Annotated in this window: 25 protein-coding genes and 1 tRNA gene; 23 read left to right on the forward strand and 3 right to left on the reverse strand. The window is 67.9% G+C overall.

Annotated elements, in window-relative coordinates; translation table 11 throughout:
- Both FG323_RS16040 and FG323_RS16045 read left to right on the forward strand, forming a co-directional pair.
- A partial coding sequence (locus FG323_RS16040) for an ATP-binding cassette domain-containing protein (RefSeq protein ID WP_141455733.1) occupies positions 1 to 896 on the forward strand: 896 nt, incomplete at its 5' end.
- Between the two features lie 27 nt (positions 897 to 923).
- The gene (locus FG323_RS16045; RefSeq protein WP_141455734.1) at positions 924 to 2,183 is read left to right on the forward strand and encodes a cation:proton antiporter; all 1,260 of its coding nucleotides are present in this window, start codon (positions 924 to 926) and stop codon (positions 2,181 to 2,183) included.
- On the opposite strand, the gene FG323_RS16050 is transcribed toward FG323_RS16045, so the two are convergent.
- Complete coding sequence (locus FG323_RS16050) at positions 2,180 to 3,052, reverse strand: LysR family transcriptional regulator (protein WP_141455735.1); 873 nt, start codon at positions 3,050 to 3,052, stop codon at positions 2,180 to 2,182. The genes FG323_RS16045 and FG323_RS16050 overlap by 4 nt on opposite strands.
- 101 nt (positions 3,053 to 3,153) lie before the next feature.
- Here FG323_RS16050 and bla point away from each other — a divergent pair, with 101 nt between their 5' ends.
- Both bla and FG323_RS16060 read left to right on the forward strand, forming a co-directional pair.
- On the forward strand, positions 3,154 to 4,047 hold the full coding sequence (gene bla, locus FG323_RS16055) for a class A beta-lactamase (protein ID WP_141455736.1): 894 nt from the start codon (positions 3,154 to 3,156) through the stop codon (positions 4,045 to 4,047).
- 85 nt (positions 4,048 to 4,132) lie between these two features.
- A complete protein-coding gene (locus FG323_RS16060; RefSeq protein WP_141455737.1) occupies positions 4,133 to 4,435 on the forward strand; it encodes a zinc ribbon domain-containing protein in 303 nt (100 codons plus the stop codon).
- A 51-nt stretch (positions 4,436 to 4,486) separates the two neighbouring features.
- Here the strand turns inward: FG323_RS16060 and FG323_RS16065 are convergent, their stop codons facing one another.
- The gene (locus FG323_RS16065) at positions 4,487 to 5,425 is read right to left on the reverse strand and encodes a DUF3011 domain-containing protein (protein WP_141455738.1); all 939 of its coding nucleotides are present in this window, start codon (positions 5,423 to 5,425) and stop codon (positions 4,487 to 4,489) included.
- 142 nt (positions 5,426 to 5,567) lie between these two features.
- On the opposite strand from FG323_RS16065, the gene aspS reads away from it, so the two are divergent.
- The 19 genes from aspS to FG323_RS16160 all read left to right on the forward strand — a co-directional run bounded on the left by aspS (position 5,568) and on the right by FG323_RS16160 (position 21,687).
- Positions 5,568 to 7,343: an aspartate--tRNA ligase gene (gene aspS / locus FG323_RS16070; RefSeq protein WP_141455739.1), complete on the forward strand. Its 1,776-nt coding sequence runs from the start codon at positions 5,568 to 5,570 to the stop codon at positions 7,341 to 7,343.
- Between the two features lie 117 nt (positions 7,344 to 7,460).
- Positions 7,461 to 7,742 (forward strand): DNA primase, encoded by a 282-nt coding sequence (locus FG323_RS16075; protein ID WP_141455740.1) that lies wholly within the window; start codon positions 7,461 to 7,463, stop codon positions 7,740 to 7,742.
- Positions 7,742 to 8,266, forward strand: coding sequence for a GNAT family N-acetyltransferase (locus FG323_RS16080; protein ID WP_141456014.1), 525 nt, complete (start codon positions 7,742 to 7,744; stop codon positions 8,264 to 8,266). The genes FG323_RS16075 and FG323_RS16080 overlap by 1 nt, the downstream gene beginning before the upstream one ends.
- A gap of 84 nt (positions 8,267 to 8,350) precedes the next feature.
- A complete protein-coding gene (locus FG323_RS16085; RefSeq protein WP_255470215.1) occupies positions 8,351 to 9,073 on the forward strand; it encodes an alpha/beta hydrolase in 723 nt (240 codons plus the stop codon).
- A gap of 38 nt (positions 9,074 to 9,111) precedes the next feature.
- Positions 9,112 to 9,843, forward strand: coding sequence for a YebC/PmpR family DNA-binding transcriptional regulator (locus FG323_RS16090; RefSeq protein ID WP_141455741.1), 732 nt, complete (start codon positions 9,112 to 9,114; stop codon positions 9,841 to 9,843).
- A 138-nt stretch (positions 9,844 to 9,981) separates the two neighbouring features.
- Positions 9,982 to 10,503, forward strand: coding sequence for a crossover junction endodeoxyribonuclease RuvC (gene ruvC, locus FG323_RS16095; protein ID WP_141455742.1), 522 nt, complete (start codon positions 9,982 to 9,984; stop codon positions 10,501 to 10,503).
- Positions 10,504 to 10,609: 106 nt separating this feature from the next.
- Positions 10,610 to 11,197, forward strand: coding sequence for a Holliday junction branch migration protein RuvA (ruvA, locus tag FG323_RS16100; RefSeq protein WP_141455743.1), 588 nt, complete (start codon positions 10,610 to 10,612; stop codon positions 11,195 to 11,197).
- A gap of 133 nt (positions 11,198 to 11,330) precedes the next feature.
- Positions 11,331 to 13,184 (forward strand): potassium transporter Kup, encoded by a 1,854-nt coding sequence (locus FG323_RS16105; RefSeq protein ID WP_249890200.1) that lies wholly within the window; start codon positions 11,331 to 11,333, stop codon positions 13,182 to 13,184.
- A gap of 92 nt (positions 13,185 to 13,276) precedes the next feature.
- Entirely contained in the window at positions 13,277 to 14,317 is a 1,041-nt protein-coding gene (gene ruvB, locus FG323_RS16110; RefSeq protein WP_141455745.1) for a Holliday junction branch migration DNA helicase RuvB, read from the forward strand.
- A 46-nt stretch (positions 14,318 to 14,363) separates the two neighbouring features.
- On the forward strand, positions 14,364 to 14,810 hold the full coding sequence (gene ybgC, locus FG323_RS16115; RefSeq protein WP_141455746.1) for a tol-pal system-associated acyl-CoA thioesterase: 447 nt from the start codon (positions 14,364 to 14,366) through the stop codon (positions 14,808 to 14,810).
- A gap of 27 nt (positions 14,811 to 14,837) precedes the next feature.
- Positions 14,838 to 15,605, forward strand: a complete 768-nt coding sequence (tolQ, locus tag FG323_RS16120; RefSeq protein WP_141455747.1) for a protein TolQ — start codon at positions 14,838 to 14,840, stop codon at positions 15,603 to 15,605.
- A gap of 12 nt (positions 15,606 to 15,617) precedes the next feature.
- Positions 15,618 to 16,058, forward strand: a complete 441-nt coding sequence (gene tolR, locus FG323_RS16125) for a protein TolR (protein ID WP_141455748.1) — start codon at positions 15,618 to 15,620, stop codon at positions 16,056 to 16,058.
- Positions 16,048 to 17,058 carry a cell envelope integrity protein TolA gene (gene tolA / locus FG323_RS16130; RefSeq protein WP_141456015.1) on the forward strand — a complete coding sequence of 337 codons (1,011 nt, stop codon included), beginning with the start codon at positions 16,048 to 16,050 and terminating at the stop codon, positions 17,056 to 17,058. The genes tolR and tolA overlap by 11 nt, the downstream gene beginning before the upstream one ends.
- 103 nt (positions 17,059 to 17,161) lie before the next feature.
- Complete coding sequence (tolB, locus tag FG323_RS16135) at positions 17,162 to 18,481, forward strand: Tol-Pal system beta propeller repeat protein TolB (protein WP_141455749.1); 1,320 nt, start codon at positions 17,162 to 17,164, stop codon at positions 18,479 to 18,481.
- A 52-nt stretch (positions 18,482 to 18,533) separates the two neighbouring features.
- Positions 18,534 to 19,049, forward strand: coding sequence for a peptidoglycan-associated lipoprotein Pal (gene pal / locus FG323_RS16140; protein ID WP_141455750.1), 516 nt, complete (start codon positions 18,534 to 18,536; stop codon positions 19,047 to 19,049).
- Between the two features lie 12 nt (positions 19,050 to 19,061).
- On the forward strand, positions 19,062 to 19,871 hold the full coding sequence (ybgF, locus tag FG323_RS16145; protein ID WP_141456016.1) for a tol-pal system protein YbgF: 810 nt from the start codon (positions 19,062 to 19,064) through the stop codon (positions 19,869 to 19,871).
- Between the two features lie 160 nt (positions 19,872 to 20,031).
- Complete coding sequence (gene queE / locus FG323_RS16150) at positions 20,032 to 20,706, forward strand: 7-carboxy-7-deazaguanine synthase QueE (protein ID WP_141455751.1); 675 nt, start codon at positions 20,032 to 20,034, stop codon at positions 20,704 to 20,706.
- Positions 20,707 to 20,878: 172 nt separating this feature from the next.
- The gene (queC, locus tag FG323_RS16155; RefSeq protein WP_141455752.1) at positions 20,879 to 21,544 is read left to right on the forward strand and encodes a 7-cyano-7-deazaguanine synthase QueC; all 666 of its coding nucleotides are present in this window, start codon (positions 20,879 to 20,881) and stop codon (positions 21,542 to 21,544) included.
- A gap of 67 nt (positions 21,545 to 21,611) precedes the next feature.
- Positions 21,612 to 21,687, forward strand: a tRNA-Lys gene (locus FG323_RS16160).
- Between the two features lie 196 nt (positions 21,688 to 21,883).
- Here FG323_RS16160 and FG323_RS16165 read toward each other — a convergent pair.
- Positions 21,884 to 22,849 (reverse strand): hypothetical protein, encoded by a 966-nt coding sequence (locus tag FG323_RS16165; RefSeq protein WP_141455753.1) that lies wholly within the window; start codon positions 22,847 to 22,849, stop codon positions 21,884 to 21,886.
- Between the last annotated feature and the right edge of the window lie 265 nt (positions 22,850 to 23,114).

Here is a 23,114-nt window from a genome sequence, read left to right on the forward strand (position 1 = left end):
GGGCGGGGGAGGGAGCGACGATCATCCTGCACGAAGTTGGCTTCGGGCTGGAGGCCGGCGATCGCATCGGCCTGCTGGGTCCCAACGGCGCCGGCAAGTCGACCCTCGTCAAGACGCTGGTCGGCGAACTGCCGCTGGTCGACGGCGAGCGCAGCGCGCATCCGGATCTGCGCATCGGCTACTTCGCCCAGCACACGGTGGAGTCGCTGCATGAAGGCCTGTCGCCGATTGATCACTTCCGCGAGCTCTCGCCGGATGCGTCGACCCAGTCGTTCCGCGATTTCCTCGGCAAGTGGAATTTCCCCGGCGATCGCGCGTTCGAGTCGGTGGACGGATTCTCCGGCGGCGAGCGCGCGCGCCTGGCGTTGGCGCTGATTGCCTGGCAGCAGCCGAACGTGCTGCTGCTCGACGAACCGACCAACCACCTGGATCTGGAAATGCGCGAGGCGCTGGCCGAGGCGCTCAGCGATTTCGACGGTGCCATCGTCATGGTCTCGCACGATCGCCATCTGATTGGCCTGGTCTGCGACACCTTCTGGCGGGTGGCCGATGGCAAGGTGGAGCCGTTCGCCGGCGATCTGGACGAGTACGCGGCCTGGCTGCGCACGCGTCCCGCCGCGCAGGGCACCAAGACCCGCATGGCCGAGGCCGCGCCCACGCCGCCGCCGAAGCCGGCGCCGGCGCGCAAGCCGCCGAATCCGCACAAGCTGGCGGAAGCCGAGGCGCGCATGACCGGCTTGGAGGAGCAACTGGCGGCGGTGGATGCCGAAATGGCGGATCCGCGCAGCTATGCCGATGCCGCGCGCGCGGCGGAACTGGGCCAGCAGCGCACGCGCCTGCAGCAGGAACTGGAACAGGCCGAGCAGGCCTGGTCGGCGCTGTACGAAGCGGGTTGAGCCGAGAGGCCGGACGCCGGAGGACGCATGAACCAGGAACTGATCTATCTGGCCTTGATTTTCGGCCTGCTGGTGGTGCCGCGCGCGTTGCAGCGCTTCAAGCTGCCGGCGCCGCTGACCTGCCTGGTGCTGGGCATCGCGGCGATGCTGTGGCTGGGCGAGCGCTCGCATGACGGGGTGATCGCGCTGCTGGCGACGCTGGGCATTTCCTCGCTGTTCCTGTTTGCCGGCCTGGAAGTCGAACTGCAGGCACTGCGCCGCGGTTTCTGGCCGTTGCTCACGCACCTGCTGATCCGCAGCGCGACCCTGTGCGGCGTCGGTTGGCTGGCCTGGCGCTATGCCGGCCTGTCCTGGCAGGCGGCCGGCCTGCTGGCGCTGGCGCTGTTGACGCCGTCAACCGGTTTCATCATCGACACCCTGGGGCGGCTGGGACTGGACGAGCAGGAGCGCTTCTGGGTCACCAACAAGGCCATCGCCGGCGAACTGCTGGCGCTGGCGGCGCTGTTCCTGGTGCTGCAGGCGGATCAGCCGATGAAGATGGCGATCTCCTCCGGCATCCTCATCGCGCTGCTGGTCGGACTGCCGCTGCTGTTCATCGCGCTGGGGCGCTGGGTGGCGCCGCATGCGCCGGGCTCGGAATTCTCGTTGCTGGTGATGGTGGGACTGATCGCCGCCTTCACCACTTACAAGCTGGGCGTGTACTACCTGGTCGGGGCGTTCGTCGCCGGCCTGATCGCGCGCCTGCTGCGGCAGAAGATGCCGCGCCTGGCTTCCGACGAGAACCTGCACGCGGTGCGCCTGTTCGCGACGTTCTTCGTGCCGTTCTACTTTTTCAACGCCGGCACCAAGGTGCCGGCGGGTGCGCTCAGCTGGGAAGCGCTGGGGCTGGGCCTGCTGCTGACGCTGGCGGTGCTGCCGTTGCGCATCGGCGTGATCTGGATACAGCGCCGGCTGATGTTCGGCGAGGACATGCGCAGCAGCCTGCGGGTGTCGCTGGCGCTGGCGCCTACGCTGATTTTCACCCTGGTGCTGGCGGGCATCCTGCGCGAGCGCTTCCATATTCCCGATGCGTTGTTCGGCGCGCTGCTGCTGTACGCGGCGCTGACCACGCTGCTGCCGTCGCTGGTGTTCCGCACGCCGTTCGACGTGGATCCGATGGCCGCGCCCGAAGCGGACGCGGCAGGCACGGTCGGCGACGCTCCCGTGTCGTCGCCCGAGCCGCCGGCCGGTGCGGTGGTCGCCGTGGACACCGTGCCGGCACCGGATACCGGAACGCGTCCGGCCTAGCGCTCGCCGCCCTCGGTTTCCAGCCACTGGCGCAGTCGCGCGGCGGCGGCGGATTCCGGGCGCGAGCGCAGTCGGGTAAGCCAGTAGCGTCCGAGTTCCAGCGTCTGCGCGAACGGTTGCAGCAGGCGGCCGGCAGCCAGTTCCTGTTCGAACATCGCCAGCGGCAGCAGCGCCACCCCGGCGCCGCGCGTCGCCGCGCTGGCCAGGGTCAGCGATGAATCGAACTGCGGTCCGCGCGCCTGCAGGCCGGTGAGTCCGGCGGCGGCGAGCCAGCGCGGCCATTCGTCGGCGCGGAACGAGCGCAGCAGCGTCGCGTGGGCGAGATCGCGCGGCTGCCGCAGCGCCTGCGCCAGCGCGGGTGCGCAGACCGGCGCGAACGGCGTGGACCACAGCGGCGTGCAGACCTCGCCAGGCCAGTCGCCGTCGCCGAAACGGATCGCCGCGTCCAGTCCCTCGCCGGGCAGATCGACGCGGTTGTTGTGGGTGGAGATGCGCAGCTCGATGTCGGGATACGCGGCGGCGAACGCGGGCAGGCGCGGCAGCAGCCAGCCGGTGGCGAAGGTGCCGACCACGCCCAGGTTCAGCACTTCGCGCGCTTCGCCGCCGGCCAGCCGATCCAGGCTCAGGCCGATGCGATCGAAGGCCTCGCTGAGCACCGGCAGCAGGGCCGCGCCTTCGTCGGTGAGCGCCACGCCACGCGGCAGGCGCTGGAACAGCACGGTCCCCAGACGTTCCTCCAGCGCCTTGATCTGGTGGCTCAGCGCGGCCTGGCTGACGCACAGTTCGTCGGCGGCGCGGGTCAGGTTCTGGTGGCGCGCGGCGGCCTCGAAGGCGCGCAGGGCGTTGAGCGGCAGTTGGGGCCTGAGCATGACCTGTCATGAGCCTGGCTAATGGATGGCATTGAATAACCTCGCTGGTGGCGTCCGGTCAACGCGGGAACAATCAGCTTTCCTCACATGGAGAACCCCGCATGCTCGCCCGCCGCCAGTTCCTGCAGATGTCCGCCGCCGCGCTGGTTTCGCTGCCCGTCGTTCGCGTGCTGGCGGGGGAGGACACCACCGGTTCACCGGAGGCCGGCTTCGAGGACGCGCTGGACGGACTGGAGCGCGGCAGTGGTGGACGGCTCGGGGTCTGCCTGTTCGATACCGCCAGCGGGCGGCAGTGGGGACGGCGCGTGGATGAGCGCTTCCCGATGTGCAGCACCTTCAAGTTCCCGCTGGCCGCAGCGGTGCTGCGGCGGGTCGAGCGCGGCGAACTGGCGCTGGACCGGCGCGTGCCGATCCGCCGCGAGGACCTGATCCCGCATGCGCCGGTGACGGAAAAACACGTGGGCGGCCAGCTCAGCGTGGGCGAACTCTGCCAGGCGACGATGATCTGGAGCGACAACCCGGCGGCCAACCTGCTGTTGCCACTGGTGGGAGGTCCCGCCGGGGTTACCGCGTTCCTGCGCGCCAGCGGTGATGCCGTCACCCGCAACGACCGCGACGAGCCGGAGGTCAACCGGTTCAGCCCGGACGACCCGCGCGACACGACCTCGCCGGCGGCGATGGCCGGCAGCCTGCGCCGGCTGGTGCTGGGCGAGGTGCTCGGGGCGGAATCCCGCCGCCGGCTGGCGGACTGGCTGATCGACAACCGCACCGGCGACCGCCGCCTGCGCGCCGGCCTGCCGGCCGGCTGGAAGGTCGGTGACAAGACCGGCAGCAACGGCGAGGACACCACTAACGACATCGCCATCGTGTGGCCGGACCGGGGCCGCGCGCCGTGGCTGCTGACCGCCTATCTGCAGGGGGCAAAGGTCGATGCGGACGCGCGTGATGGCGTGCTGCGGCAGGTCGGGGTGGCCGCGGCGCGGTTCATCGGATGATGCCGCGGCGGGCAGGCCACCGTTGAATCCAGGCCGCCAGGCCCCAGAATAGGGGCCTGCGTTTCCTCATCATTGCGTTTCCGCCATGCCGATTTATGCCTTCGAGTGCGCCGAATGCGGCCACGCCTTCGACCGACTGCAGAAACTGTCCGACCCGGATCCCGAGGCCTGCCCGTCCTGTGGCCGGCCGGCGGTCAAGCGCCAGCTGACCGCGCCCGCCTTCCGCCTGGCTGGCGGCGGCTGGTATGAGACCGATTTCAAGAAGGACGGCGACAAGAAGCGCAACCTGGCCGAAGGCGGCAGCACCTCCGCCGCTTCGTCCTCCGGCGACACGGCGGCACCGGCCAAGACCGAATCCAAGCCGGCCTCGACGCCGTCCGCGGGTTGAGCCTGCGCGGGGACGGCCCGTGCGGCCCGTCCCCGGTTCGGAACCGCGGGGCTAGCGCGCGCTGAAGCGCGCGTTGCAGCCGCCGCGGACCCAGATTTCCTGGCGGTTGGCGTCATACCCCCAGCCGCGGGTCTCCACGCAGATGCCCTGCGAGAATTCCTGCTGCACGCGCGGCCGGCCCTGGCGGGCGTCCCAACGGCAGCGGTTGAGCCGCGGATCGCCCGGACGGCTGGCGCACTGGACGCTGTAGCCCGGATTGCCGCCACCCCAGCCGCCACCGGCCACGCCGAAACGGGCGCGGCAGCCGTGGTTGACCCAGATGAGATTGCGCTGGTGGCCCCAGTTGTTCCCTTCCCGGCATTGGGCCTTGGACAGGTTCTGCACCACCACCGGGCGGCCGCGGCGGTCGTCCCAGGCGCAGGTGCGGTAGCGCGCATCCTCGCTGGCGCAGGTCACGGTGTAGCCGCTGTTGCCGCCGCCGTTGCCCCAGCCCTGCGAGGTTTCCACGAACTCGCCCCGGCAGCCGTTGCGGACCCGGATCACCCCGGGCTGCTGCTGCCATGACTGGCCCTCGACGCAGGCCCCGCTGGACAGTTGGCGGGACAGCCGGACGCGGTTGGCGAAGCCGGTCTGGCAACTGCGCTCACGCTGGTCGACGCTTTCGCAGCGGACGGTGCGGCCGGGCGCCGGGCCGGGATTCCAGCCGCCGTTGCCGCTCCCCAGCGAGGTGGCGATGTCCTGCTTGATCCGGCTGAAAGGCCAGCCGGACAGGCGCACCTGGTCGAGGTAGAAGCGCAACTGGTCGTCGGGAATGCGGCGCCCGCGCGACTGTTCGCTGTACTCCAGGCTGATCACCCGGGTCTGCTCCGCCACGGTCAGGGTCCGCAGGTTTTCCGGCGCGTAGGCCCGGGTCTGGACCTGGGCCGGGGCATGGCTGGCCAGCAAGGCCAGGAAGAGTGCGCACAGCGACTTCATCACAGCCTTGTTCATGGTGGTCTCCCGTCGGGAGCGGCAAGCTTAATCCCGTTGCGGGCCGGGTAGGCCAGGCCCGCGCGGCGGGGGGCGGGCGACCCGGGCCGGGTTAGACTATGCGGCTTTCCGGCCCTCGCCGGATGCAACTCGCGGAGCCCCCATGCGTACCCATTACTGCGGCCTCATCAACGAGGCCATGATCGGCCAGACCGTCACCCTGTGCGGCTGGACCGACGTTGCCCGCAACCTCGGCGGCGTGTGCTTCATCGACCTGCGCGACCACGAAGGCATCGTGCAGGTGACGGTGGAGCCGGCGGCTGGCGATCGGAATGCCGCGGACGTGTTCGCGGTGGCCGCGGACCTGGGCTACGAGGACGTGTTGCAGGTCGAAGGCGTGGTGCGCGCGCGCCACAGCGTCAACGAGAAGATTGCCACCGGCAAGGTGGAAATCGTCGCCACCCGCATCAGCGTGCTCAACAAGGCGCAGCCGCTGCCGTTCCACGCGCACGAGAACGCCGGCGAGGACATCCGCCTGAAGTATCGCTACCTGGACCTGCGCCGTCCGGAGATGCAGCGCATGCAGCGCACCCGCATCCGCCTGGTGCAGGCGCTGCGCCGCTGGCTGGACGTCCGCGGCTTCCAGGACATCGAGACGCCGATCCTGACCAAGGCCACGCCGGAAGGCGCGCGCGACTTCCTGGTGCCGGCGCGCCTGCATCCGGGCGAGTTCTACGCGCTGCCGCAGTCGCCGCAGCTGTTCAAGCAGATCCTGATGGTCGCCGGCTTCGATCGCTATTACCAGATCGCGCGCTGCTTCCGCGACGAGGCGTTGCGTGCCGATCGCCAGCTGGAATTCACCCAGCTGGACATGGAGTTCGCCTTCGTGCGCGAGCGCGACGTGCAGGACACCGTGGAAGGCATGATCCGCGACATCTTCAAGGAAGTGATGTCCGTCGATCTGGCCGAGCCCTTCCCGCGCATGACCTGGGCCGAAGCGATGCGCCGCTACGGTTCGGACAAGCCCGACCTGCGCATCGACCTGGAACTGGTCGATGTCGCCGAACTGGTCAAGGACAGCGAATTTGCCGTGTTCTCGGCCGCCGCCGCGGATCCGGACGGCCGCGTCGCCGCGCTGCGCGTCCCGGGCGGCGCCAGCCTGTCGCGCAAGCAGATCGACGAGTATGCCGCGCATGCCGCCAAATACGGCGCCAAGGGCCTGGCCTACATCAAGATCGCCGACAACGGCGAAGTCAGCTCGCCGATCCAGAAATTCTTCGGCGAGGAAGCGTTCGCGGCGTTGGTCGCGCATGTCGGCGCCGGCAACGGTGACATCGTGTTCTTCGGCGCCGGTGGCTACAACAAGGTCTCCGACTTCATGGGCGCGCTGCGCCTGAAGGCCGGCAAGGAATTCGGTCGCGTCGCCGACGGCTGGCGTCCGCTGTGGGTCACCGATTTCCCGATGTTCGAGTGGGACGAGGAAGCGCAGCGCTACGTGGCCCTGCACCATCCCTTCACCGCGCCGGCGGTCGACGACATCGCCGACCTGCGCGCGAACGCGAAGACCGCGGTGTCGCGTGGCTACGACATGGTGCTCAACGGCAACGAGATCGGCGGCGGTTCGATCCGCATCCATCGCCCCGACATGCAGAGCGCGGTGTTCGAGCTGCTGGGCATCGGCGTGGAGGAGGCGGAGGCCAAGTTCGGCTTCCTGCTGGACGCGCTGAAATTCGGTGCGCCGCCGCACGGCGGCATCGCCTTCGGCATCGACCGCATCGCCGCGCTGATGGCGGGCACCGAATCGATCCGCGACGTGATCCCGTTCCCCAAGACCACCACCGCGCAGTGCCTGATGACCGGCGCGCCGTCGCCGATTCCCGACGAGCAACTGGCGGAACTGCACATCCAGGTGCGGCCGGTCGCGCCTAAGGCGCAGTAACCGTGGCCTGGCCCCGCGTTCGCGGGGCCGGGTTCCGCGAATCGTTCTTTCATTCGTGTGGCGGCCATCGCCGCCTGATTCCCCGCCAGGGGATTTTCTTTCTTCCGGAGTATTGGCATGACCGAGTTTGCATTCGCATTGCAGTGGGAAAGGCTGGGCAACGAGGGCACCGAGCCGGGTCTGGTGACCGAACGCGCCCGCGTGTTTGGCGGCTGGGTGGTGCGCATCGGCACCTCGCCGGCGGCGATGGCGCTGACCTTCGTGCCGGACGGCGAGGGTCGCTGGGATGGCGAGGACTTCGGTGAGGACGATTACGAATACGAGGAAGAGGAAGAAGGCGAGGACGACGAGGACGCCGAAGAGGAAGACGAGTCGGACGAGGACGACGAGGAAGAGTGATCGTGGAGATCCGCCGCGCCACCCCGGATGACGCCGGAGCCCTGTCGGCGCTGGCGGCGCGCACCTTCGTCGAGACCTTCGGCCACCTGTATCCGCCGGAGGACCTGCAGGCGTTCCTCGCGGACGCCTATGCGGTGGACAAGCAACGGATCATCCTGGCCCATCCCGACTACGCGGTGTGGTTGCTGGAAGCCGACGGCGTGGCGGTCGGCCACGCCGCGGCCGGCCCGTGCGGCCTGCCGCATCCGGACGTCGCGGCCGGTGACGGCGAACTCAAGCGACTGTACGTGCTGAAGACACACCAGAACGGCGGCTGGGGCGCGCGCCTGTGTGACACCGCGCTGGCCTGGCTGGAACGCGACGGCCCGCGCACCCTGTGGATCGGGGTGTGGTCGCAGAACTTCGGCGCCCAGCGCTTCTATGCCCGCTACGGTTTCGCGAAAGTGGGCGACTACGAGTTTCCGGTCGGCCGCGTGCGCGACCACGAATTCATCCTGCGGCGGCCAGCGCCCACGCGGCCCTGATCCGCCCGCCGGCTTTCCCGCGCGCCGACCATCCATCCACGCGCCCGGTTGGCGGCCGAAGCACGAATCGGGGAGACTGCGGGCATGTCCAGACCCGCGCTCGATCTCCCCCGCATCCTCATCCTTCACGGCATCTGGAATGCGCGCTCGTGGGTGGCGCCGCTGGCGTGGCGGCTGCGCGCGGAAGGATTCGATGCCGAGGTGTTCGGCTATGACAGCGTGTTCGGTGGTCCCGAAGCCGCGATTCCGCGCCTGATCGACCATTTGCGGTCCACTGGCGGCCCCATTGGCCTGGTTGGCCACAGCCTGGGCGGCGTGATCGCCCTGGAAACCCTGCGCCAGGCGCCGGATCTGCCGGTGCCGCGGGTGGTCTGCCTGGGCTCGCCGCTGCGCGGCAGCCTGACCGCGCGGAATCTCGCCAGCCATCCCTGGAGCGTGCATGCGCTCGGCCGCAGTGGACCGTTGCTGCTGTCCGGCTGCGCGGCCTGGCAGGGCCCGGCGCAGGTGGGCGTGGTGGCCGGCAACGTCGCGCGTGGTTTCGGCCGCCTGCTGGCCCGGTTCGAAGGGGAATCCGACGGCACCGTGTCGGTGGAGGAAACCCGCCTGGCGGGCCTGGCCGACCACTGCATCGTCGCCGCCAGCCACACCGGCCTAGTGTTCTCCGCCGATGCCGCGCGCCAGGCCGCGAATTTCCTGCGCCGCGGACGTTTCGCCCATCCGGAAACGCGTGGAACCGGAGCCGGAACACTGCCCGGAGCGGCGGCCGGAACACGAGCCGATAACGGCCACGCCGACGCGATGGAGTAGAATCGCGGCCCCGTCAGCAGCCTTGTTCCGGAACACCCATGGGTAGAGGACCCTCGATCGAAGCCCGCAAGAACGCCAGCGACGCCAAGCGCGGCAAGATCTTCACCAAGATCATCCGTGAAATCGGCGTGGCCGCGAGGGCGGGCGGGGGCGATCCCAGCAACAATCCGCGCCTGCGGGTGGCGGTGGACAAGGGCCTGGTGGCCAACATGTCCAAGGACGTGATCGAGCGCGCCATCAAGAAAGCCACCGGCGAGCTGGAAGGCGTGGTCTACGAGGAGGTGCGCTACGAGGGCTACGCGCCGGGCGGGGTGGCGGTGATCGTCGACTGCCTGACCGACAACCGCGTGCGTACCGTGGCCGACGTCCGCCACGCCTTCAGCAAGTGCGGCGGCAACATGGGGACCGAAGGCTCGGTGGCGTTCATGTTCAAGCGACTGGGTGTTCTGAGCTATGCGCCCGGGGCGGACGAGGAAAAGATCACCGAGGCCGCCATCGAAGCCGGCGCGGACGACGTGGTGGTGTATGCCGACGACGGCTCCATCGACGTCATCACCGCGCCCGACGCCTTCCAGGCCGTGAAGGACGCCATGGATGCCGCCGGCCTGTCGCCCGATCAGGCCGAGGTGACCTTCCGAGCCGACAACGACATCGCCGTGCAGGGCGACACCGCCAAGCAGGTGGTGAAACTGCTGGACATGCTCGAAGATCTGGACGACGTGCAGAACGTCTATTCCAACGCCGAACTCGGCGCGGATGCGTATGCGTAACAGCGACGGGAATCGGGAATCGGGAATGGAGAATCGTCAGCCAGTCCTCTTCCCGAGCCCAACCGAGCAAGATTCCATTGCGGGGATCCGCTTTCGCTCTTTCGATTCCCGATTCCCCATTCCCCATTCCCGCCCAGAATGACCCGCATCCTAGGCATCGATCCGGGTTCGCAGCGCACGGGCGTCGGCATCATCGACGTGGATGGCGCGGGGCGGACGACGCATGTGCATCATGCGCCGCTGGTATTGCTGGGCGCGGAGGATTTCCCGCAGCGACTCAAGTGCCTGCTGACCGGCCTGGCCGAGATCATCGAGACCTGGCGGCCGGACGAGGTGGCGATCGAGAAGGTGTTCATGGCGCGCAATCCGGATTCGGCGCTGAAACTGGGCCAGGCGCGCGGCGCGGCGATCTGCGCGGTGGTGCTGCGCGATCTGCCGGTGCACGAATACGCGGCCAAGGAAGTGAAGCTGGCCGTGGTCGGCAAGGGCAGCGCCGAGAAGCACCAGATCCAGCACATGGTCGGCATCATGCTGGGCCTGCATGGCAAGCTGCAGGCCGACGCCGCCGACGCGCTGGCCGTGGCCATCACCCACGCGCACGTGCGCGCCACCGCCAACCGCCTGGGCGTCAATGCCCGCCAGGCATGGAGCCGCAAGTGACTCTGTGCGGGAATCGAGAATGGGGAATGGGGAATGGATGGAGGCCGTTGCGGCGCTCTTCCGATTCTCCATTCCCGATTCCCTATTCCCGTGCCCGGAGGGCAGCATGATCGGACGACTGCGCGGCATTCTTTCGCACAAGCAGCCCCCGTGGCTGATCATCGACGTGGGCGGGGTGGGGTATGAGCTGGAGGCGCCGATGAGCACCTTCTACGATCTGCCCGACGTCGGTCGCGAGGTCACCCTGTTCACCCACTACGCGCAGAAGGAAGACAGCGTGTCGCTGTACGGCTTCCTGCGCGAGGGCGAGCGGCGCCTGTTCCGCGACGTGCAGAAGGTCAGCGGCATCGGCGCCAAGATCGCGCTGGCGGTGCTGTCGGGTGTCAGCGTCGACGAGTTCGCGCGGCTGGTCCAGTCCAGCGACGTGACCGCGTTGACCCGCATTCCCGGCATCGGCAAGAAGACCGCCGAGCGCATGGTGGTGGAACTGCGTGATCGCGCCGCGGATCTCGGTGGCGGCGGTGGCGGGACCAGCGCCAGCCTGCCGGTGGATCCGCAATCCGAAGCCACCATCGCCCTTCAGCAGTTGGGCTACAAGCCGGCCGAGGCCGCCCGCATGGCCCGCGACGCCACCGGCAGCGGCGACGATGCGGCGACCATCATCCGCAAGGCGCTGCAGTCGGCCCTGCGCTGAACTGTTTAGAGCCTTTCCTCACCTACCGCGCGCTAGCCTTTACCCCGCCATGTCCGCATCCGCTTCCTCTCCTTCGGCCGCTTCGTCCCCAGGCGGCCACGGCCACGGCCATTCGCACGGCACGCCGCAGGGCATGCCCGGCCTGGTCATCGCCGCGGCCGGCGTGGTGTTCGGCGACATCGGCACCAGCCCGCTGTACACGCTGAAGGAAGCGTTCTCCGAACACTTCCACCTGCAGGCCAACCACGACACGGTGCTGGGCATCCTGTCGCTGGTGTTCTGGGCGATGATGATCGTGGTGACGGTGAAGTACGTCTCCATCATCATGCGCGCCGACAACGAGGGCGAGGGCGGCATCATGGCGCTGATGGCGCTGACCCAGCGTACCCTCAAGAAGGGATCGCGCACCGCCTACGTGGTCGGCATCCTCGGCATCTTCGGCGCCTCGCTGTTCTTCGGCGACGGCGTGATTACTCCTGCGATCTCCGTGCTGGGCGCGGTCGAGGGCCTGGAGGTCGCCGCGCCGGCGCTGGATCGCTTCATCGTGCCGATCACCATCGTGATCCTGCTGGCGGTGTTCCTGGTCCAGCGGTTCGGCACGCAGAAGGTGGGCCGGGTGTTCGGACCGATCATGGTGATCTGGTTCCTGTCGCTGGCCGCGATCGGCATCGGCAACATCATCGACGCGCCGGAGGTGCTCAAGGCGCTCAACCCGCTGTGGGGCGCCCGTTTCTTCGTCGACCACGGCTGGCAGTCGGTCCTCATCCTCGGCGTGGTGGTGCTGGCGGTCACCGGTGGCGAAGCGTTGTACGCGGACATGGGCCATTTCGGCATCAAGCCTATCCGCTATGCCTGGTACATCCTGGTGCTGCCGTGCCTGTTCCTGAACTATCTGGGGCAGGGCGCGTTCGTGCTGGATCATCCGGCCGCGGTGGTGAACCCGTTCTACGAAGCGGTGCCGCGCTGGGCGCTGTACCCGATGATCGTGCTGGCGACCCTGGCGGCGGTGATCGCCTCGCAGGCGGTCATCACCGGCGCGTTCTCGGTGGCGCGCCAGGCCATGCAGCTGGGCTACATCCCGCGCATGCAGATCAAGCATACCTCGCACGACACCATCGGCCAGATCTACATCCCGGGCATCAACTGGATCCTGATGGTGGCGGTGCTGACCGTGGTGCTGATGTTCCAGGATTCGACCCGACTGGCCGCGGCCTACGGCATCTCGGTGTCGGCGACCATGTTGATCGACACCCTGCTGCTGGCGCTGGTGGCGCGGGCGCTGTGGCCGAAGGGCAGCGGCGTGGTCATCGCGCTGTGCGTGGTGTTCTTCGTGGTCGACGTCGGTTTCGTGTTCGCCAACGGCGCCAAGTTCTTCCAGGGGGCCTGGTTCCCGGTGGTGCTGGGCATCCTCGTGTTCACCCTGCTGCGCACCTGGCGCCGCGGCCGCGAGCTGCTCAGCGCCGAGATCCGCAAGGAAGGCATCCAGCTGGATACCTTCCTGCCCGGCCTGATGCTGGCCCCGCCGGTACGGGTACCGGGCACGGCGGTGTTCCTGACCGCGCAGACCGGCATGGTCCCGCACGCGCTGCTGCACAACCTCAAGCACAACAAGGTGCTGCACGAGCGCAACGTGTTCCTGACCGTGGAAACCCTGCCGGTGCCGTTCGCGCCGATGGAAAAGCGCCTGAAGATCGATTCCATCGGCGACGAGTTCTACCGGGTCATCGTCAAGTTCGGCTTCATGGAGACCCCGGACGTGCCGCAGGCGCTGATGCGTTCCTGCGACCGTGGCGGCATCTACTTCGATCCGATGGAGACGACCTATTTCGCCAGCCGCGAGAGCATCGTCGCCACCGCCCACCGCGGCATGCCGGTCTGGCGCGACAAACTGTTCGCGGTCATGCACCGCAACGCGGCGCCGGCGACCGGCTTCTTCCGCATTCCGGGCAACCGGCTGGTCGAGCTGGGCGCGCAGGTCGAGATCTGAGCGCGGCGTCGCGGAGCGCATGACCGGAAGGGCCGGGCCCGCGCGGGCGGCGCCGGCCCTTTTTCCACGGCGGTTTGCCCCATAATGGCGGCATGACCGAAGACCGCATCATCGCCTCCGGCGCCACCCGCGAAGACGAAGCCATCGAGGCCAGCATCCGGCCCAAGCGGCTGGACGAATATCTCGGCCAGAAACCGGTGCGCGAGCAGCTGGACATCTACATCCAGGCGGCGAAGGGACGGGGCGAGGCGCTGGATCACGTGCTGATCTTCGGCCCGCCCGGGCTGGGCAAGACCACCCTGAGCCACGTCATCGCCAACGAACTGGGCGTCAACATGCGGGTCACGTCCGGCCCGGTCATCGAGAAGGCCGGCGATCTGGCCGCGCTGCTGACCAACCTGCAGCCGCATGACGTGCTGTTCGTCGACGAAATCCATCGCCTCTCGCCGGTGGTCGAGGAAGTGCTGTACCCGGCCATGGAGGACTTCCAGATCGACATCATGATCGGCGAAGGTCCCGCGGCCCGCTCGATCAAGCTGGACCTGCCGCCGTTCACCTTGGTCGGCGCGACCACCCGCGCCGGCCTGCTGACCGCGCCGCTGCGCGACCGCTTCGGCATCGTCCAGCGGCTGGAGTTCTACAGCGCCGAGGAGCTGACCAGCATCGTGCGCCGTTCGGCGCGGATCCTGGACATCCCCTGCGAGCCCGAGGGCGCGGCCGAGATTGCGCGCCGCTCGCGTGGTACCCCGCGCATCGCCAACCGGCTGCTGCGGCGGGTCCGCGATTACGCACAGGTGCGTGCCGCCGGGCACATCGATCGCGCGGTCGCCGATGCGGCGATGCAGATGCTCAAGGTGGATCCGGAAGGTTTCGACGAACTGGATCGGCGCATGCTGCGGACCATCATCGACAGCTTCGACGGCGGCCCGGTGGGCGTGGAATCGCTGGCGGCGGCCCTGTCCGAGGAGCGCGGCACGCTGGAAGACGTGATCGAGCCCTACCTGATCCAGCAGGGTTACCTGATCCGCACCGCGCGTGGGCGCATGGCCACCTCCAAGGCTTACCGGCATCTGGGCCTGAAACCGCGGCGGGAACAGGAGCCGGGCGCCGCCGGCAGTGAAGACCTGTTCTGAGCCGGATGGCCCGGTTCCCGTTCCCTGTTTCCGGAGAAGCCTGCCTTTGAGCGCCCAATCGCAGACCAATGACCCCGTTTCCCGGCTATTCAGTTGGCCGACACGCGTCTATTGGGAAGATACCGACGCTGGCGGGGTGGTCTACCACGCGCAGTACGTGGCGTTCCTGGAACGCGCGCGGACGGAATGGCTGCGCGCGCGCGGCCACAGCCAGGAATGGCTGCGCGGGGACCATGACCTGGTCTTCGCGGTCCGCGCCATGACGCTGGATTTCCTGAAACCGGCGCGCCTGGACGATCTGCTGCACGTGGAACTCGCATTACGCCAGTGCAAGCGCGCCAGCGTCGTCTTCGCCCAGCGCGTCTTGCGCGGCGGGGAAGTCCTGCTGACGGCGGAGGTGAAGGTCGCGGCGCTTTCCGCCGCGGGATTCAGACCCAAACCGCTGCCCGACGCGTTGTATGAAGAATTCAAGTTGTTCGAAACGCCGAACTGACCAATCCGAAACATCGAGGAATACCGGATGATCGCACCGCTCCTGGCCGCCGTGGTCGAAGCCCTGCCCGAGGACACTGCCGCCGCCGCCGTCCAGGCGACCGCCGCCACCGCCCACAGCGGCATCAACTACCTGGAGCTGATGCTCAAGGCCAGTCTGCCGGTCAAGCTGATCGTCGTGCTGCTGCTGCTGGGCTCCCTGATCAGCTGGGTCATCATTTTCCGCAAGGCGCGGGTGTTCAAGGCCGCCAACCGCGACGCCGACGACTTCGAGAGCCGGTTCTGGTCCGGCGCCGAACTGAGCAAGCTGTACGCCAGCGCGGCCGACCGCAACCGGGTGGTCAGCGGGCTGGAAGCCATCTTCGAGGCCGGGTTCCGCGAATTCGCCCGCCTGCGCGACAAGCGCAAGCTGGATCCGCGCGCGCAGCTGGAAGGCGCCCAGCGCGCCATGCGCGCGACCTACGCGCGCGAGGTCGATCAGCTGGAACGCAACCTGGAACTGCTGGCCAACATCGGTTCCACCGCGCCATACGTGGGCCTGGTCGGCACCGTGTTCGGCATCATGGTCACCATGCACGACATGCTCAACAGCGGCGAACAGGCCGGCATCGCCTCGGTCGCGCCGGGCATTTCCGAAGCGCTGTTCGCCACCGCCATCGGCCTGTTCGTGGCGATTCCGGCGGTGTGGGCCTACAACCGATTCACTACCCGGGTCGAGCGGATCTCGGTGCGTTATGAAACCTTCGCCGAGGAGTTCAGCTCGATCCTGCAGCGCCAGTCCTCGGGCGACGAATAAGCGGAGTCCGCCATGACCGCCGCCATCTCCCGCGTGCGCAAGCGCCGCAAGCTCAAGTCCGAAATCAACGTCGTGCCGTACATCGACGTGATGCTGGTGCTGCTGATCATCTTCATGGTGACCGCGCCGCTGCTGACCCTCAGCGTGGACGTGGACCTGCCGAAGTCCAACGCCCGATCGGTCGAGAGCAAGAAGGATCCGATCATCGTCAGCGTCAATGCCGACGGCGCCTATACGCTGACCCTGGAAAGCGGCAAGCCGGAACGGCTGGATGGTCCGACCCTGGCCGCCAAGCTCAAGGCCTTCGTCAGCCAGAATCCCGATGCGCCGGTGTTCGTCGCCGCGCCGGGCCATTCTGATTACCAGAAGGTCATGGACACGATGGTGATGCTGCAGCAGGCCGGGGTGAAGAAGGTCGGCCTGATGAGCCAGCCCGGTGGCAATGCACGCTGACGCGCTCCCCCCCCGGCATCGTCCCGAAGAAGACGATCTCGCCGTTCCGGTCGCACTCGCGATCGGCGTGCATGCGCTGATCGCGCTGCTGTTCCTGGCCGCCTACCTGTGGTCGCCCTCGCACGACTTCGACGCGGCCGCCGGTTCGCCGGTGATCGAGGCTTCGCTGGAGATCTCCAGCGCCGATATCCGCTCGGCCCAGCAGGCGATGGAAAACGCGCCCAAGCCGGAGCCGATGCCGACCCCGATCGAGGAAACCGCCGAGGAAGAGACGGTGCCGCCGCCTCAGCCGCTGCCCGAGCCGCGCCCCCAGGACTCGCCGGTGGCGCCGCAGCAGCAGGCGCAGGAACGCATCCCCGTCCCGGACACCGAGGACCAGGACGCCGCCAGTCGCCTGGCCATTTCCCAGGAAAAGGCGCTGAAGGAGCAGGAAGAAAAGCGTCGCCAGGAACAGATCGACCTGACCGAGCGCGAGCGCCAGCAGGAGGCCGAGCGCAAGCAGCGGCTGGCCAAGCAGCAGGAAGAGGCCGAGCGCGACAAGAAGCTGGCCGACCTGCGCCGCCGCCGCGAGCAGGCCGCCCGCGAGGCGCAGATGGCCGAGCAGAAGCTGCGCCAGTTGCAGAACGTGCAGGCCCAGCGCGCCAGCACCACGGCCAGCGCGGCCACCCCCGCCGCCAGCCGCAGCGGCGGCCAGCCGGGGCAGGGCGGTACCAGCACCGACCTGACCGCGCAGTACGCCGCCGCCATCCAGCGGGCGGTGCTCAACCAGTGGATCCGCCCGGACAGCGTGCCGGTCGGCCAGCGGTGCCGCATCACCATCCGCCAGTTGCCCGGCGGCGAGGTCATCGACGCCAAGGTCGACCCGAGCTGCCCCTATGACGAGGCCGGCCGGCGCTCGGTGGAGGCCGCGGTGCTGCGCGCCCAGCCCCTGCCGTACCGTGGATTCGAGAATGTTTTCCAGCGCACCCTGAATTTCACGTTCGAAGCGCAGGATCGCTGAGAGAATCGCGTTCCTGAACAGGCGCCGTTCACGATTGCGAAAACGTTCACGCGCAAGCTGGTATCCCTTTCCGTTCAGACAGACCGAGAACCCCCGACCTGCCATGAAAAAACTGCCGCGCTGGCTTTCCGCCCTGACCCTCCTGCTGCTGTCGTTCGCCGCTGCCGCCCAGGAGCGTGGGCTGGACATCGACATCATCGGCGGCAATGCCTCGGCGCTGCCCATCACCATCGTGCCGATGCCGTATCAAGGCTCGGCGGGCGCCCCGCAGACCGACGTGGCCGGCGTGGTGCGCGCGGACCTGGAGCGTTCCGGCTCCTTCCGCACCTTGCCGGAGGCCAGCATCGTCGAACGCCCGACCCGCGGCGGCGAGGTCCAGTACCCGACCTGGCGCGCACTCAAGCAGGACTACTTGGTGGTCGGCCGCGTGGTCGACGCCGGTGACGGCGGCTACCGGGTCGAGTACGAACTGTTCGACGTGGCCAAGCAGGAGCGCCTGCTGGGATTGGCGATGACCGCGCGCGCCAACGCCATGCGCGACGTTGCCCACCAGATGGCCGACGCCATCTACGAGAAGATCCTCGGCATCCCGGGCGCGTTCTGGACCCGCATCGCCTACGTCACCGCCAGCGGCGCCGGCAAGGGCGCGCGCTATGCGCTGATGATCGCCGACTCCGACGGTTTCAACCCGCAGACCGTGGTGCGCTCCTCCGAGCCGCTGCTGTCGCCGTCGTGGGCTCCCGATGGCCGCCGGCTGGCCTATGTGAGCTACGAGGGCGGCAACTCGGCCGTCTTCATCCAGGACATCACCACCGGCGCACGCCAGAAGGTCTCGGGCTTCCGCGGCATCAATGGTTCGCCGTCGTTCTCGCCGGATGGCAACCGCCTGGCGCTGACCCTGTCGCGCAGCGGCAATCCGGAAATCTACGTGATGGACATCGCCAGCCGGCAGCTGCGCCAGCTGACCAACCAGTCCAGCATCGACACCGAGCCGGTCTGGAGCCCGGACGGCGGCAGCATCTACTTCACCTCCGATCGCGGCGGCCGTCCGCAGATCTACCAGGTGCCGGCCAGCGGCGGTTCCGCGAGCCGGGTAACGTTCGAAGGCAGCTACAACGCCTCGGCGAAGATTTCCTACGACGGCAAGAAGATCGCCGTGGCGCAGGGCAGCGGCAATACCTACCGCATCGCCCTGATGGATCGCAGCCTGGGCTCGCCGCGCTGGTCCACCCTGTCGCCGGGCTCGCTGGACGAGTCCCCCAGCTTCGCGCCCAACGCCAGCATGGTCCTCTATGCCGCCCGCGAAGGTGGAAGAGGCGTACTGTATGCGGTCTCCGCCGACGGCCGGGTCCGCCAGCGGCTGGTGCTGGCCGATGGCGATGTGCGCGAGCCGGCATGGTCGCCGTACCGCGCAAAGCGTTAAGATAACGTCTACGGTTTTACCCCCATCCCTGCGAGAAGCCGAAGGAATGACGATGAACAATACTGCCCGCGTTTTGATGCTGTCCCTGATGTCCGTGGCCGTGCTGGCCGGTTGCAAGAAGGCTGTGAAGGAAACCCAGCCGACCGACACCACCACCACCGTCCCGACCACCCCGACCGAGCCCACCACTTCCGGCGTCTACGGCCCGAACGACCTGGACACCGACGCCTGCCTGCGCCAGCGCGTGGTGTACTTCGATCTGGACCAGGATTCGTTGAAGCCGGAATTCCAGGCCATCATGGGCTGCCACGCCAAGTACCTGCGTGACCGTCCGTCCTCGCGCATCACCCTGGAAGGCCATGCCGACGAGCGCGGCAGCCGCGCTTACAACCAGGGTCTGGGCGAGCGTCGCGGCAACGCCGTGTCGTCCGCGCTGCAGGCCAACGGCGGCTCCGGCAGCCAGCTGAGCGTGGTGAGCTACGGTGAAGAGCGTCCGATCTGCACCGAGTCCAACGAGTCGTGCTGGGCGCAGAACCGTCGCGTCGAGATCGTCTACACCGCCAAGTAAGCGATGAGCGCGATGTCGATCGGCAAGCGTTTCCTGCTGGTTACGGCGGCGGCCCTGGTGGCCGCCGCTCCCGCCTGGGCGCAACGCCAGAGCCTGGCGGACCGCGTCGCGGCGCTGGAGGCCAAGGCCAACAATTCCCAGGCCAACATGGAATTGTTGAACCGCCTGAGCCAACAGGAAGGCGAAATCCGCGAACTGCGTGCGCAGATCGAGAAGCTCCAGCACGATCTGCAGGAGTTCCAGCAGCGCAATCGTGACCAATACCTGGATCTGGATGGCCGGCTGAACCGCATGGAAGGCGGTGCCACGCCACCCGTGGTGCCACCTGCGACCAGCAGTGGCGGCAGTCTCCCGCCCTCGACCCCGCCGGTGGCCACCAATGTCGAACCGGCGCCCTCCGTGCATGGCGATCCCGGTTCCCTGGCCCAGGCCGGGGACGAGCGCACGGCCTACAACCAGGCGTTCGACAAGCTGAAGTCCGGCGACTATGTCGGCTCCGCCCAGTTGTTCACGGCCTTCCTGCAGGCGTATCCCAGCGGGGTCTACGCGCCCAACGCGCTGTACTGGCTGGGCGAGAGCTACTACGTCACCCAGAATTACGCGCTGGCCGCGGAGCAGTTCCGCGCGCTGATGGAGCGCTATCCCACCCACGACAAGGCCCCGGGCTCGCTGCTCAAGCTGGGTCTGTGCGAGTACGGGCTGGGCAAGGTCGACGCCGCCGAGCGCACCCTGGCCGACGTGGTCAGCCGCTATCCCGGCAGCGATGTCGCCCGTACCGCCGACGACCGGCTGAAGGCCATCCAGCTCGGCCGACTGCGCTGATCGGCGGTTCTCCGTAGCCGACCGAATCGGCCCGCAACGGCCCACGTGGCCCGGATGGGGGCGGTTTCCGGAGGTTTTCCGGGCCAGGCCAACCATTTCCGAACGTCATTCACCCGAACCGCCCGGCGGCCGCGATGCCGACGGGCGATAATGTGCTGCCATGAACGCTGTCCCCACCCCCGAGCCCGTCGCCCAGGAACGCCTGAAGCTGACGGAAATCTTCCTGTCCCTGCAGGGCGAGGCCAATACCGCCGGCTGGCCCACGGTGTTCGTGCGGCTGACCGGCTGTCCGCTGCGCTGCCAGTACTGCGACACCGAATACGCGTTCTATGGCGGCCAGTGGTGGGACATCGATGCGATCCTGGCCGAAGTCGCTCGCCATGGCGTCCGCCACGTCTGCGTGACCGGCGGCGAGCCGCTGTCGCAGAAGCGCTGCCTGATCCTGCTGCGCCGACTGTGCGACGCCGGCTACGACGTTTCGCTGGAGACGTCCGGTGCGCTCGACATCGCCGAGGTCGACCCGCGGGTGTCGCGGGTGGTGGATCTGAAGACACCGGGATCCCGGGAGATGGCGCGCAACAGGCTGGAGAACCTGCCGCTGCTGACCCCGCGCGATCAGGTGAAGTTCGTCCTGTGCGGACGTGCGGACTACGACTGGGCGCGCGACATGGTGGCCGAACACCGGCTTGCCGAGCGCTGCGACGTGCTGTTCTCGCCATCCAAGTCCGAACTGGAACCGCGCCAGCTGGCCGACTGGATCGTCGAGGATCGGCTGCCAGTACGTTTCCAGATGCAATTGCACAAGCTGCTCTGGAACGATGAGCCGGGGCGATAGCGCCGGATAGAGGCGCGCGGCCCGCACGGCGCATCGCGTGTGAATCCCCATGGCCCGCTCTGACCAGCCATGCTGCTGTTGAGAAGCGTTGCAAAAGGGGACGAAAGCCGGATGCTTTTCCCGATTCCCGATTCCCGATTCCCGATTCCCGATTCCCGATTCCCGATTCCCCATGAAAAAAGCCGTCGTTCTCCTCTCAGGTGGCATGGATTCCGCCGTCGTCGTCGCCATCGCCCGCGAGCAAGGCTATGCCGTGCATGCACTGAGCGTGCGCTATGGCCAGCGCCACACCTCGGAACTGGAGGCCGCCGATCGGGTTGCCCGTTCGCTGGGCGCGGTCGCGCACAAGACCGTCCATGTCGACCTGCGCAGCATCGGCGGCTCCGCGTTGACCGACGATATCGACGTGCCCGAGGCGGGCGGCGGCGGCATTCCGGTCACCTACGTGCCGGCACGCAACACCATCATGCTGTCGGTGGCGCTGGGCTGGGCCGAGGTGCTGGGCGCGGCGGATATCTTCTGCGGCGTCAATGCGGTCGATTATTCGGGCTATCCCGATTGCCGACCGGAATTCATCGAGGCCTTCGAGAAACTCGCCAACCTGGCCACCAAGGCCGGCGTGGAGGGCGCGGGACTGCGCATCCATGCGCCGCTGATGAAAATGGGCAAGGACACGATCGTGCGTGAGGGCCTGCGCCTGGGCGTGGATTTCTCCGAGACGGTCTCGTGCTACCAGGCCGACGAGCAGGGGCGCGCCTGCGGTCATTGCGATGCCTGCCGCCTGCGCGCGCAGGGCTTTGCCGACGCCGGCGTGGCGGACCCGACCCGCTACGCCTGACCCCCGGATTTTTCAGCCAGCCCCAAGCTGGGGTAGAATTCGCACCCCGGCGCAATGCCGGGTGCATGGGCCGTTAGCTCAGTCGGTAGAGCAGAAGACTTTTAATCTTTTGGTCGAAGGTTCGAATCCTTCACGGCCCACCATATCGATCCGGCGACCGAAGGCGCGCGAGCGCCTTTTTTCGTGGCCGCGGAAGACCGGCAGGCCAGGTTCCCCGGCCGTTGCCCATGACAGTCGCGAGGACTCGCCGGAACGACCTTGAGGGATACCCGCAGGGTCGCTTCCCTCCCATGCGTTGCCATCCCACCCGCTGTATGCGGATGGGATGGACCGTCGCGGCTACACCACCACCCGGTACAAGGTGCCGCCGAAATATACGTACCAGCTGCCCTGCAGCCAGGCACCGCCGGTGCCGTCGGCAAAGGGCGAGACCAGCACGGGCGCCGCGCCGGGCCGTCCCAGGTAGAGATAGCCATTGCTGACGAACATCACCTGGCCTCCGGCGATCGCATGGATCGATGCGTCCGCGTCCGCGCGGGAGACAGCGGTCAGCTGGCCCTGCGGCGAACGCAGCCACACCTGCCTGACGGTGTTGCCATTCACGGTGTTCAAACGGGTGAAGCCGACCCATCCGCTGCTGGGGAAGTAGTCCGCCCGGGGCGTGAAGTAGTCGCCGCTGGCACCGCGCAGCACCACCTCGCCGAGACTGTCGTTGTACAGGACGATCTGCGAGGCCGTGTCCGAGATTTGCTTGCGGTAGACGACGTTGATGCCGTCGGTCAACGGATTGAAGTGCGAATAGGTGGAAGCGTGGGTCAGCTGCACGGTCTGCCCGGCCCGGTAGCGGAACACGTTGTAGGGCGCCGGGCCTTCGGTGTAGACGACTTCGCCTCCGTCGCCGACATCGGCCAGATCGGCGACGCGGCCGTTGCCGACCAGGGTGTCCTTGTACAGCATCACGTCGCGCAGGTTCAGGTAGCGTCCCGGGCGCCAGGTCGGCCAGATGACGTAACGCTTGTTGTTCGGACTGACGCGCATGCCGCGAGGCGTCCCATCATTCCCCAACGGCGTGGCGCCGCCGTTCCATTCGTAAACCGATGTTTCGTCGTCTTCCGTAATCCCGTACACCACGCCACGCGCGGTCAGCTTTTCGTAACCCGGCGTGTGGCCCGTCGGATCCGGGACCGTGCGCAGGCTCCCGGTCGCGCGGTTGTAGACCTTCAGCAGCGGCCGGCCATCCTCGATGACGAAGAACAGGATGCGTTGCGGGGTGACGTCGGTGATGGTGCCGTCGACTCCGGTCACGTACTCGAGGCGGGCGGCCTGGCCGGAGAATGGGATCGCGACGGCAAGAAGCGCGAGTGCCGTACGAAGGAGAAACAAGGAAGAAAACTGCCGCTTGATCAAGCGCATGTCCATGGCGGGCTCAGCAGTATCGTCGTCTGACGGGAGCCGAGCGTGCGAGTGCATCCGTGAAACGGATGTCAAGCGGGTTCAGGAATGGCGCCGACGCCTTCCACGTTTCGAGCAGGCATATTCATAAAAAAGCCCGGCGCATGGCCGGGCATTG

It is taken from the genome of Pseudoxanthomonas sp. z9, from assembly GCF_006542425.1.
Taxonomy (GTDB): Bacteria; Pseudomonadota; Gammaproteobacteria; order Xanthomonadales; family Xanthomonadaceae; genus Pseudoxanthomonas_A.